Raw genomic sequence first — 12,107 nt, 5'->3', positions numbered from 1 at the left:
AATTAATAGATAAAAATATATAAACACATTTTGTGTTCTCTTTATTCAACGGCAATCTTGCGTGTCTCGCCATTGCTCATCTTCACGATGTTCAAGCCTTTCTGCGGAGCACCCAGCTTCTTGCCGTTGGCATCATAACGTGCCGTTTCCGTAACGTTCTTGTCAGCCTCCGTGCCGGCAATGCCTGTCGGATCGGCATAGATGCAACGGATTGTAACTTTCGGTCCAACGGCTTTTTTGTCGCCACTGAGAATTGTCAGAGACACTGTTTCTTCAGCATATTTGCCTTTTTCGAAAATCCATTCCGAACTTAAATCTCTAACCTCATTTGCCATCATATCACCGGATGCAGTAGTAAATGAACCTCTGTCATGTGAGTCACATGAAGACGGGAAGCAGACCTGTACCTTACCGGAAACAGGGTTTAAGGATGCATCAACCTTCAGAGCAACCTTTGCTGTAGCACTTGTGTTGTTCTTTACCTTCAAGTCGAACTTTGACTGCACTTTGACTCCGAACATTGGCATTCCCGGTACGACCTCCTCTTCCACGGCATAGAATGTCACGGTACTGCCGTCCTTCACCTCGTTGCCGTCGGCATCGACAAAACCGAACGTGTTGTCTGTCTGTGCGCAAAGATTGCCTGCACCAAGGAACATGGCTGCTGCCAATGCCAAAAACTTTATCTTTTTCATACTTATCTTTTTGTTTATTCTTCGTTATCGTTTATAATCTTCACCTTAGCCGCCTGCATCACGCCGCTCTCGTTATATACAAAAGCAACGACAGAACAGTCTTCCGGTTTCCAGTTTGCTTTGAGCGCAGCCGAAGCCGTAACACTCTTTTCCTCGCCCTCGGCAATGTTGAAGCTCTCGCCCCATGTGCCGTTGACGGCAGAGCGGAATACATGGTTGTGCACGTAATCAACTTTTGTCGAACCGTCGGGCTGTCTCTGCGGAGCCACAATGTTGTCTTCTACAATCCAAAGCTGCAGCTTTCCTGCAACATTTCCGTCCACACCATTCGCTCCGACGGTAACATTAACCGTACGTGAGCCGGCATCGTAAACGGCAGCAAGGCTCAGCGACAGGGGTGCAGTCTTCTCGATTTCAGACGTAACAAGCTCCTGCCATGAGTCTATTGTCGACGGTTCTCCCTTACGGTTGATACGTCCCGACGGCTGCGACGGAGCACCTGCACTCTGATAGTATTCCTCGCTCTCTGCGGTTGCAAGTCCCAAGTCACTCAGACTGCTTGACAGTGACAGGCGTCCGCCGTGTATGCCGACGGCAATGATGTTGTCGCCATAAACTTCATGTATCTGATTTATCACGCCTACAGCTTTGGGACAGTTCACACATAGTTGTCCGGTATAGTCTTCGAGCAGCACGCAGCGTGCCACCGGAGCGGGCTTCACGTAGGTGAAACGCTCGTTGTCGTCCATATCGCTGCACGAAGCGACAAGCACGCCCACACACATTATTATATATATATATAAGAACTTTCTCATGACGTTTTAGAAGTTATAGTTGTAAGACAAAGTGAAACCTTTGGTCTGCGGGATGTACCGGCACACGCCGCCGGAGCAGTTGTAGCCCGCACGCGTGCGTCCCCAGCCGAGCTGTACGCGGTGCGACTTGATGTTGTATGTCACGTATGTCTGCCAATAGTGAGCCTGTGTCTCGCCGCAGTTGTACATGTCCGAAGCCGTGAACATCCAGTGCGGAGCCAGCGACAGTTCGGCAAGAGCGAACGCCCAGTCGCCCTCATCCTCGCCCGTTGTGAGGTATTGTCCCTCCACACGGAGCTTTGTCTTGGGGCTGAGGCTTATCAGACCGTCGGCAATGAAGATGTTGCTGTGTATCATTCCGCCCTCGCCCTCTACAACAGTCTTGTTATAGAACTGGTTCATGTACATAAGGTTGAGTTTGAAGCCCTTGGTCAGTCGGCGCTCTATCTGTATGTTCAGATCCTGATAGAATGTCTCGTCGCCCCATTTCCAGAAAGCCGAGCCGTAACCGTCGGTTCCCCATGCGCCCGGTACAAGTCCCGGAAGAGCCGTGCTGCCCTTGGGTGTCATGTCGATGGCATGCACATGCGAGAAGTTCACCTTCACGTTCATGCCATACCTTCCGCCTATCGCCGTGCGGCGCTTGAAATTGTATCCGAACTGTGCCTGATAAGCCCATTCACCGTTTTTGTTGGTGTTATAAGGATAAAGGGCAGCAAGTGCATATGTATGGTCTTCGGTAAACGCCGGCAGATGGTTTATTGCCGAGCCGCTGCCGCTTTCCGTGCGGTCGCTCACCGATGTGAAGTTGTCCGAGCGTTTTGCCTGCAACAGCAACGACGCGCCCTTCTTCGAGTATGACGCCGAGAGCATTCCTACATATCCCTTGCGATAGATGTAATTGTTCTTGAACGACGGATCCGCGTCTTTCTGTGCATACTCGGCAAGGATGTTAAGCCCGCCTTTGTTGAAGTTTGCACGCAGGTCATAGGCATTGACGTTCTTCGGGAAATTGAGACGATGTGTCGCATCCGCATTTCTCACAGCCTCGTCATCGCCGTGTTTGTTCACCCACGAACCGCCCAGGGTGAGGCTTGCGCCCCGGTCACCCAGTGCCTTGAACCAGCGGTCGAGACTGAATTCGACGTCGGCACCCGACACCAGAGCGTCGTTATAGCTCCAGTAGTGGCGTTGATAGCCGGTGAGTGCCTTTATCTGAACACCGTTGAACGGGCGTACGACAACACGCGCACCAAGCAGCGAGTTGTCTATGCCGAGACTTCTCTCCTCGTATGTGCGGAGGATGAAGCCCGAACCGAACTGCTCATAATAGTTTCCGAGAGTCACCTCAAGGTTCTTTGTGTGGATTTTAGCATATATGTTTGCCAAGCCCCAGCCTTTGAAACCCTTGTCGGTCTCAAAGCCCGGCAGCGGGTGATCGAGGTATTCGAGCCTTACGCCCAAGTCGATGTTCTTGCTCATCAGACTCATGTCGGCGTATGTGTTTGTGCGGAAATCCTCGTGAGAGCCGTCTTCCTGCTTGCCCATAGGCACAAGCATGTCGCTCTGCAAACTTCCCGTCACCGACACGCCCTTGCCGATGTCCACCTGCGCGTATGCCGCAGACGACAGCATAGCCGCGGTAATAATGGTATATATTCTTCTCATATCACTTTACAAGTTCTCTTACCTTCTCTATCAATTCATTCTCCGCACCGTCGGTATAACCGTTGTGCTTGTACACAATGTTACCCTTGCCGTCGACAATGAGCACGTATGGTATCATCTGTATGCCGAGCGCGCGCTTGAAATCGCCATTAGGGTCGAGGAGCACCTCATATTCCCAGCCTTGTTCGTCGACCATGGGCTTCACCTTGTTGATGTTCTGTGCCTGATCTATCGACACGGCGATGAGCTTCACGCCGGTTTCTTCCTGCCAGTCGGGATACACCTCGTGTATTGCCTTCAACTCGCGGTTACAGGGTTTGCACCACGTTGCGAAGAAGTCGATGATGAACGGTTTGCCGCCGTTGGACAAAGTGTCCGTTCTCACGGTCTTGCCGTTGATGTCTTTAAGCGTCACCGACGGCAGTTGTGCCAATGCCTTGCCGCCGAGGCAAAGGAGCACGAATGCAATTGCTAAAACTTTTCTCATTATATCTTGTATTTTTTAATTATCGGTATCACACAGTTTTATTTAACCACCTTTCTGCCGCCTACGATATACAGTCCCCTGGCAAGAACGTCGATGTCGGTGCCCATATAGCGACCGTCGATGCTGTAGATGCGTTTGCCGGCAGACGCCGACGGCGCAACGACATGGTCTATACCCGTTGCGGAAGGAGTGCTCACGCGCAACTCGTCTACAAAGAACGGACCGCCTGTAGTGAACGACAACTGTGTATAGCCTTCGCCTGAAAGGGTTGTCTTGAACTCTGTCCACGCACCGTTGGTCATGGTGAACGTTGTCTGTCCGAGCGTTCCCCTGTCTGTGCCGAGGGTCAGCGTCTCGGCATATCCGTTGCACGGAGCAGCCTTGAACGTTATCACCGCTCCGTTGTCGAAATAGAACATCGGGCTTTTCACCGTTCCGCCGGTAAACTTGGCGCACTTGTCGGCAGGGCGCAGGTTGTTGGCGTTGTCGCTCTCCCACCCTGCATTGTCGGTAAGGAAATCTTGCGGAAATCCACCCGTAGAGGCATTTCCCCATTTACCGTCGTTACCGCCGATACCGGCACACTTGTCAAACGACTCGTAGAACCAGTTGCCTTCGACATCGGGCTGCGGCTTTTCGTCTACCACTCTGAACGCGAACGACATGGTACCGTCTTCGTTTTTCGTTATATCTTCAACCGACTTGTTCATGAAATAAGAGCCGTCGGTGTTCTTGTTATACAGCGTTGCCGCTGGCGTGGTGGTGTTTGTCAGACTGTTGTTGCCGTTGTACGGGAACACATCGCCTGCACAGTCGGCGTCTTCTGACACGTATGAGTTGTCGGCGGCAATGGGTGAGAGGTGCGGATGACTGCCTTTGCTGCTGTTGACGGTATTTTCCGCCCACAACTTGGCATCGTAGTCTACATGTATCACGAGCAGACCTTCGCCCGGAAGCGCCGCATCCCAGCCTGTCTTGCGACGGTTTTCCAGAAGATAATACTCATTCCTGTCGCCATCGTTATATATAATGTACGCTGTGCCGCCCTCTTCCAAAGACTTCATGCCGCTTATGTCGGTGTCTTCTTTCAGTTCCACCGGCTCTATCCAACCGGCAAGCCAACGCTCGTAGCTTGTATATGCGGCGGGTACAAAGCTGTCGCCGTTGTAGTTGCCATAGCTCATGATGTCCCAACGGTACATGCCGTAGCCTCCGCTGTTGGACGTGTCGTACATGTCGGGAATGCCGAGACAGTGGGAAAATTCGTGACAGAATGTTCCGATGCCGTCGATGGTTCCTTTCTCGCCCAGTTCGCAGCTGAGTGCGTAAGTATCGACCTTCACTCCGTCTATCACCACGTCTTTGCCATATCTTGTCAGCTGTCCCTCGTGAGGCCAGATAGTGTTGGCATCGCCTCCCGAAGCCTCGCCGCGTCCGGCATATATGATACAAACCTGATCTGCCTCTCCGTCACCGTCCCAGTCGTAGTCGGCGAAATTCACCTTGCCTGCCACGGCTTTGCAGGCATATTCAACCATTTCATCGGGATGTGCATCGCTTCCGAGAAGCCCGGTGTTGGCTCCGTAATAGGCATAGCCGTTGGGCATCTGCACCGGACCCGTCACGTCGAAGTCTATAAGCAGCCGACCGTTGCTCTGATCGCGGAAATAGTCTCGCACGGAACCTACGAAACCTTTGTCATTCTTATAATTTTCGGCATTAAGGATATCGTTGTAAAGCGGCTGTGCGTTGTCCGAAGAGAACTTGGTGTCTTTAAACTCCACCAATATGACAAGTCCCTTAACGGTTCCTCCGACACGCGCTCCGGCACGTGCCTTTGCGCCCCGTCTTAGGCGCCTTTCATCCGACACGGCACGCTTCTCCCCTGCCGCGGCTTTGAGGGAAGCGATGTCGGCAACATCATAAAAACCGTCAGCGACAGGAACATAGAACGTTCCTGCCGCTGACTTATAATAATTCAAACATTCATCACCAATAAGTTCTGCATGAACCTCGCCGCCACCGACAAGAGGCAGAGTACGCCATATACCGCGCTTGGCAGGCACGGCAGACGCGCCCAACATTACGAAAAGTAATGATATGGACAAGAAAAGTCTATTCATCTATTGTGTGTATTATGATTGTCACTTATTATTGAAGTTACGATAAGACACGTCCTCCAATATGGAGAATGTTGCATGCAATACCGGCATTACATCGTCTTCACGACTTTTAGCTTATTTTTGCAAAATTAATCGTATTACGATTATTAAACAATTCTGGGGGGGTAATTTAAGGATGTTTAATTTTGCAATACGTAAATTAAATATAATTTAACATCCATTTGCTATATTTTACCTGCTTATATACATCTTTTCGGCTGTAGGAAGAGACTATCCCAGAAGCCTCCGGTCTGGTGTCCGACCTGCTCTGCAGGGTGTCGTGATACAATAAGGAGATAGATGGAGACAGGAGAAGATATGTGACTCATGCCACAGGAGATAAGGGACAATAGTCTTGTAAAAAGCAACAAGGCTATTGTCTTTTATCTCACTTTATCTTCTTATATCTTCTTTTATCTCCCCTTAGCTCCCATTAGCTTCTTTCCGCACGTGTCCTTATCCGGGCAACGGATACATACCCTATTGCAAAACATGGCAAATCGCATTGCAAAAGGTGCCCTTTTGGAAGACTAAATGCCGTCTTTCAGCCTCCAAAAGGGCACCTTTTGCAACATCGGAGGTATCATCTTGATTTACAAGAAGATACAGGCAGCCATCACAACATGAGGGTGTTGCAAAACAAGACGCCAACTTATCTCAATACCCTCATCATCCTGTCTATACATTTACGCTTCTGGTCAATGCCCGGATGCACGTAAAGGTTCATCGTGGTGGATATGTTTGCATGTCCCAGGATTATGCTCACCGTCTTGTAGTCGCACTTGCTCTCTATGCAGCGTGTGGCAAAGCTGTGGCGCAATCCGTGAAAGTTTATCCGGGGCAGGTTGTGCCTCCTTATCATGTTGTTGTAATAATTGTGGTAAAGGCGCGGTTCAAGTGGTTTGGTGTCGTTGGTAAGTATATACGCATCGTGGTACACAATCTTCATTATAGGGCGCAGCATCTTTATCAGCTGCATGCCGATGGGTATCTCCCTTATGGAGTTTACCGTCTTAGGAGGTCCCTCCGCAACCTCGGTATGTCGGTGGTCGGCATCGGTAATGTATATTCTCTCTATTGTGCGCTGCACGTTTATCACGCGGTCGCTTATGTTTATATCGCTCCACTTCAGTGCACATATCTCACCGATACGCATACCTGTGCTGAGACAGATGTATATGCCGAGATTGCGGTATGACATGTGCTGCGCCAGAAAATCCATTATCCGCCTCTGCTCCGAAGTGGTAAGCACCTTCAGTCCCTGCTTGCGGTGCTCCTTAGGATACTTTATGTCCCATTCCGTGTTGACAGCCCAACCGGTCTTTATACCGAACCTCATTACCATCTTTAGCACAATCATTATATCCTTGACGCTCTTATGGCTCAGTCCCTCGGATATCTTTTGCAGCACAAGGGTCTGTGCGTCATCCTCGCGTATATCCGTCCGCTGACCGAAGGTCGGCAACAGGTGTTTTTCCGCCAGCAGGGTATAGACGGACAGTGTGGAACGCTTTACAAACTCTTTTTTCGCTTCCTTCCATGATGAATACACTTCACCGAATGTTTTCTCGTTCATAAGTCAAAATGATTTAAATTGTTTATAATAAGGTACTTGACCCTGTCTGAAACATTTATGACGCCAAGCATCATGAACAAAAGAGCCTGTCCCGGCATAAGGACATACGCGGGGACGGGATAAGGACATAAAACTTTATACTGCCAAAGAAAGTGCCGACATGCCACACATATCATCATGAAAACGACGATAAAGATATGAATGGTTTACTTATCTGCAAAAGACAGACGGTAAAATTACATTTTTTAAACAAAAAGAGAGGGAGATAAAGAAGGAGATAGAGCCTGCTTACAGGTAGGGATGCACCCCGGTGCATCCGAAACCGCATGGCTTGTGTCATTCGTAATGACAGCGGATTATAATTCATAATCACGGCGGCTGCACCATGGTACAGCCCTACTCGGAGGATGAAAGCCCAATATAAAAAGGAGATAAAAGAAGATAGGAGAAGATAAAGGGAGATAGAGGACATATGCTTTGTTGTTTGTTTCAATACAACTGTCCTTTATCTCCCGTGGCGCAAGCCACATATCTTCTCCTATCTTCTTTTATCTCCTTATTATATTCATTTCACAATCTTACGGCCATTCACGATATATATTCCTTTTCCCAGCACGGACGCATCCGTACCCATATATCTGCCGTCGATACTATATATACTTTTTACACCGGTTGAAGGCGACACCTGTATTCCCATGATATCCGTAGAAGTGCTTTTCTTGACGATGACTTCATCGAGGAAGAAATGCTTTTCGGGCTTGAAAACTATACGTGTGTCGCCTATTGCGGTGAATGTTGTGTGGAACTCCGTCCACTTGCCGGCTTCCATGACAAAGTCGGTTTGCTCCATGTCTCCGGTTCCGTTCAACACAAGTGTCAACTCCGTTTCGTCTGTATTATACGGTGCTGCCTTGAAATAAAGATCGTATTCACCATTGAGTTTAAGTACCGGAGTGGCTGTATTACCGTCTTTTGCCGTTTTTCCGAACTTTGCACACCGGTCTGCACCATATCCGTACTGATAGTACCAGCCTTCATTGTCGGCACGCATGTTGGCGAATGTCACTTCCGTTCCCCAGAAGTTATCGTTGCCTCCCTGTCCCGTACACTTGTCGAAAGACTCGTAGAACACCGCATCCGTCGGGTCTGTCGAAGGACCGTTAAAGTCCGAAATAACCTCTGCTGTTCCCGCCTTGAAAGAGATAAGACCGTTTTCCTGCTTTATATCGGTTATGGGATAGTTCATGTAACGCTTGCCGTTATTATAATTGAACAGCGTGGCTGCCGGAGAAGACGTATCCGTCAGCTTGTTGTTGGTGCGGTAAGGATAAGGTACACCGGCATCATTGGCTATCCCGTTGTCGGCATGGAAAACCGTACAACGCTGATGAGCGGGGTCGTTGTTCACATTGTTTGTCGCCCACGAATACCAATTATAGTCCACATGGGTTATGACAAGTCCGGATGAGGGAAGAGCCGCATCCCAACCCGTAAGCTGGCGGTTTTCGAGCATGTAATACTCATTACGGTTGCTCTTGTTATAGATAATATATGTTTTGCCGCCGTTGTCGAGAGCCTCCATGCCGTTCACCTCAACCTCGCCCGTAAGTTCCACAGGCTGCTGCCAGCCGCTGAACACCCGTTCATAGGCAGTATAGTTTGCCGGCAGCATGCTGTTGCCGTTGTAGCTGCCCTGGTCCATGGGGCTCCACGGACCCATGCCGTATGCTCCGCTATAGTCGGTGTCGTACATGTCCGGAAGACCTAAGCAATGGCTGAATTCATGGCAGAACGTGCCGATACCTCCGGCACGCCCGTGCACCAGCTCGCTTCCGCAAGCGTATGTATACAGCCTTGTATTGTCGAGAGTTATGGAGGGCTGCAGCACAAACTCGTGCGGCCAGATGGTATTGCTGTCTCCTCCGCCCGCTTGTCCGTTGCCTGCAAAGAGAACGTATACTTGCTCAACCTCTCCGTCACCGTCCCAATCGTATCTTGAGAAATCAACATCCTTGTCGGCGGCGCGGCACGCCTCGGTTATCATGTCATAGGCATGTATGTCTTTCGACGTACCGTCTTCACCGTAGTATTCATAGTTTTTTGAGAGCGTGTACGGACCGGCAACATCGAATGTAAGGTCGAACCTGCCGTCGCTCTGCGACAGGAAATAGTCATGAACGCTGCCGCGGTAACCCTCAGAGTTTGTAAAGCCCACGGTGTTTGCCACATTATTATAATAGGCATTGTCATGACCCGTCCTGAATTTCAGATTTTGGAACTGCACAAGGATTATCAGTCCCTTGTGCGAACCGCTGTTCACGGACGATGCCGTGCCCACTGCCCTCTTTGCCGCACGCTTCATCCTGCGCTCGCTGTTGCTCTTTCTCATCTCCTGCGCCTTGGCATTTACAGCCTCGGGAGTTGTTTTCACGAATATGTCCGCCCCGGCTTTCTGCACGTAGGCATCGCCTTTGGCTGTACGCCAGAAGTGTGCATACTCATCACCGTACAGCTCTGCCCGCACCGACGTCCCGTCCTCCAAGATTATTGTCTTCCATGTTCCGCGCTTGGCGGGGATAGCTGTTGCAGACAATGCACATAGAGCAAGAATAGACGACATTAATATCTTTCTCATTTGTTGTTGTGTTTTTAATTAATATTTTATAGTAAGTTCGATGGATTTATCTTTCTTGTTATACTACCAACCACCCCTGCCTCACGTTCGGGTGGATTTGCAATCCGCCCGCATTCAATATTCAATTATTAATGAATTTGCAGTCCGCAGGCATTTCAAATGCCTTCAATGCGCTATATTTTTTATCGCGTTCAACCTGCACATGCGGGCGGATTGCAAATCCACCCGAACGTAAGAGGATGTTTATTAATAACCTACAGAGTTGATACAATTTGTCGAAATCACGTTATTTTATAGTATACGATTTATCAGCATAAGATAAAAATGAGGGTGTGCCGTTATATATCCGGCACATCCTCATCAATGTTTATTCCGTAATATCAATTATTTATTGATAATCTTCTTGCCATTCTTTATAAGAATACCCTGTGTATTTTCAGAAACTCTCTGACCGTTCAGGTTGTAAACCTTGTTGTCCTTAACTTCATCCTTTGTAACGATAGCATCAGATATATCTGTTGTTCCGTTGCCCTGTGTAACGTAGATAGGCGTTTCTGCTGTTATTCCACGTCCTTTGAGATAAAGCACCGCAGCTTCTCCGTCCTTGCCGTTGAGAGGCTCAGCTGTGAAGCTGACAACGTAATAACCATTTTCAGCATAATAAGAATCATCAACATTCACTGCAGTAATCCATTCGGGAAGATTTTCAAAATAGTAATATTCATTACCGTCTGCATCTTTCCACGGTGTCGCAGTTTCGATTATAACACCAGAAAGATTTGTACCGTTGGTCTGAGCACATGTTGTTCCATCGTCAGAAATTTTCAGTACATTGCCATTAGAATAGTTTGTACCACTGGCTGTAAGGTCTGTCCAAATATGGATTCCGTCAAACAGACCATTGAAAACAACATTTATAGCCAATGGGCTAGTATATTTCAAAGATGCTATTTTGCCTGTTGTCGGGTTGAGAAGGAGTACACCTGCTTGTTCAAGCATACCACTCTCTTCTTTATTGACAACTCCTCCTAATCCAAAGTTTACACCGGCCTGTTCCATACCTGTTATCATCACAGTGAAAGGTTCGTCTATAACAAAAGGTTCTGCTATATCTACACCCAGAATAGGATCCTTAACTTTATTAGAGAAAACAAGACTACCTGAATATATTTGACCATAGGTTGTATTTGTATAGGATCCATATCCAACCATATCTTCTGCCTTTGCAGTAAGTGTTGCTATTGTTTTTTCTGTTTCCGTGCCAACTATAGCCATGGTTATTGTCGTTCCTGCAGGTATTGGAGTTGTTTCTTCAAAAGAGAAAACTTCTATAAATGCATTCTCAACATAGAGAGGTGAAGCTGGCTTTTCATAATTCTGAGCAGCTCCAACGCTTGTATAGGTAACATCACCCTGTGTAAAAGTTCCGCTTCCAAACAAATAATGTGTACTCAATACTCCCCAGCCCAATTGATTTTCGTCGAAATCATGATCATTAAAATATGACATAGGAGAAACTGTACCTGTACCTTGCATACGTGTATAACCTGCACCTTTATCGTTATACATATTATTTTCTCCTAAGACAAATTGCGTCTCACCGTTCTCCAAAGTCGGAACAGGCCATACATGCTGACCATCTACTTCAAACCCCCAATTACCAGAAGCATCCGCATATTCTGTATAGTCATATTTCCCATTAGTATTTATAAGATACCATTTAGATTCTGTTGGATTGGCAGATTTATTCATAAATGTACATTCTTTGAATGCTGGCATATACAAATATATTGTATATGAACCACGTCCCTCTTCGTTCCATGCCCTAAAGAATGTACCTGCAGGACGTGTGTAGTACGTTCCGTCTGCCACAGCACGTGATATTACATTTGATTTCCCCAGTGTGAAAGGCTTCAAGTCTGTAACTTCCGTATAAGCCTTCGAACTTGTCATTGCAGCCTTGTTCATCTTTACCAGTGGCTCGCTTACAGTTGCTTCCTGTGCGAACGCTGCCATACCTATTGCAAATAAGGCACCAGTCAATAGTAAATTCTTTTTCATAACTATAA

8 protein-coding genes are annotated in these 12,107 nt (G+C 48.1%); all 8 read right to left on the bottom strand.

Annotated features, from left to right (window positions below; all coding sequences use genetic code 11):
• Nucleotides 1-41: 41 nt before the first annotated feature.
• A complete protein-coding gene (locus tag HPS54_RS00670; RefSeq protein ID WP_172343570.1) occupies nucleotides 42-695 on the bottom strand; it encodes a hypothetical protein in 654 nt (217 codons plus the stop codon).
• 14 nt (nucleotides 696-709) lie between these two features.
• Nucleotides 710-1,510 (bottom strand): Omp28 family outer membrane lipoprotein, encoded by an 801-nt coding sequence (locus tag HPS54_RS00665; RefSeq protein ID WP_172343569.1) that lies wholly within the window; start codon nucleotides 1,508-1,510, stop codon nucleotides 710-712.
• Between the two features lie 6 nt (nucleotides 1,511-1,516).
• Nucleotides 1,517-3,178, bottom strand: coding sequence for a DUF6029 family protein (locus tag HPS54_RS00660; RefSeq protein WP_172343568.1), 1,662 nt, complete (start codon nucleotides 3,176-3,178; stop codon nucleotides 1,517-1,519).
• 1 nt (nucleotide 3,179) lies between these two features.
• Nucleotides 3,180-3,665: a TlpA family protein disulfide reductase gene (locus HPS54_RS00655; RefSeq protein ID WP_172343567.1), complete on the bottom strand. Its 486-nt coding sequence runs from the start codon at nucleotides 3,663-3,665 to the stop codon at nucleotides 3,180-3,182.
• A 38-nt stretch (nucleotides 3,666-3,703) separates the two neighbouring features.
• Nucleotides 3,704-5,788, bottom strand: a complete 2,085-nt coding sequence (locus HPS54_RS00650) for a M6 family metalloprotease domain-containing protein (RefSeq protein WP_172343566.1) — start codon at nucleotides 5,786-5,788, stop codon at nucleotides 3,704-3,706.
• A gap of 691 nt (nucleotides 5,789-6,479) precedes the next feature.
• Nucleotides 6,480-7,403, bottom strand: a complete 924-nt coding sequence (locus HPS54_RS00645) for a tyrosine-type recombinase/integrase (RefSeq protein WP_172343565.1) — start codon at nucleotides 7,401-7,403, stop codon at nucleotides 6,480-6,482.
• 565 nt (nucleotides 7,404-7,968) lie between these two features.
• Nucleotides 7,969-10,038, bottom strand: a complete 2,070-nt coding sequence (locus HPS54_RS00640) for a M6 family metalloprotease domain-containing protein (RefSeq protein WP_172343564.1) — start codon at nucleotides 10,036-10,038, stop codon at nucleotides 7,969-7,971.
• A 384-nt stretch (nucleotides 10,039-10,422) separates the two neighbouring features.
• Complete coding sequence (locus HPS54_RS00635; protein WP_172343450.1) at nucleotides 10,423-12,099, bottom strand: hypothetical protein; 1,677 nt, start codon at nucleotides 12,097-12,099, stop codon at nucleotides 10,423-10,425.
• Nucleotides 12,100-12,107 lie beyond the last annotated feature (8 nt).

This window comes from Xylanibacter caecicola, from assembly GCF_013166515.1.
Classification (GTDB): Bacteria; Bacteroidota; Bacteroidia; order Bacteroidales; family Bacteroidaceae; genus Prevotella; species Prevotella caecicola.
The sequence above is the reverse complement of the archived record's forward strand: the minus strand, read 5'-3'. Positions and strand labels throughout refer to the sequence as shown.

Bases quoted from the DNA above. Each gene is read 5' to 3' on its own strand.
- HPS54_RS00650 (WP_172343566.1), bottom strand. From the start codon at position 5,788: ATGAATAGACTTTTCTTGTCCATATCATTACTTTTCGTAATGTTGGGC.
- HPS54_RS00665 (WP_172343569.1), bottom strand. From the start codon at position 1,510: ATGAGAAAGTTCTTATATATATATATAATAATGTGTGTGGGCGTGCTT.
- HPS54_RS00645 (WP_172343565.1), bottom strand. From the start codon at position 7,403: ATGAACGAGAAAACATTCGGTGAAGTGTATTCATCATGGAAGGAAGCG.
- HPS54_RS00635 (WP_172343450.1), bottom strand. From the start codon at position 12,099: ATGAAAAAGAATTTACTATTGACTGGTGCCTTATTTGCAATAGGTATG.
- HPS54_RS00640 (WP_172343564.1), bottom strand. From the start codon at position 10,038: ATGAGAAAGATATTAATGTCGTCTATTCTTGCTCTATGTGCATTGTCT.
- HPS54_RS00670 (WP_172343570.1), bottom strand. From the start codon at position 695: ATGAAAAAGATAAAGTTTTTGGCATTGGCAGCAGCCATGTTCCTTGGT.
- HPS54_RS00655 (WP_172343567.1), bottom strand. From the start codon at position 3,665: ATGAGAAAAGTTTTAGCAATTGCATTCGTGCTCCTTTGCCTCGGCGGC.
- HPS54_RS00660 (WP_172343568.1), bottom strand. From the start codon at position 3,178: ATGAGAAGAATATATACCATTATTACCGCGGCTATGCTGTCGTCTGCG.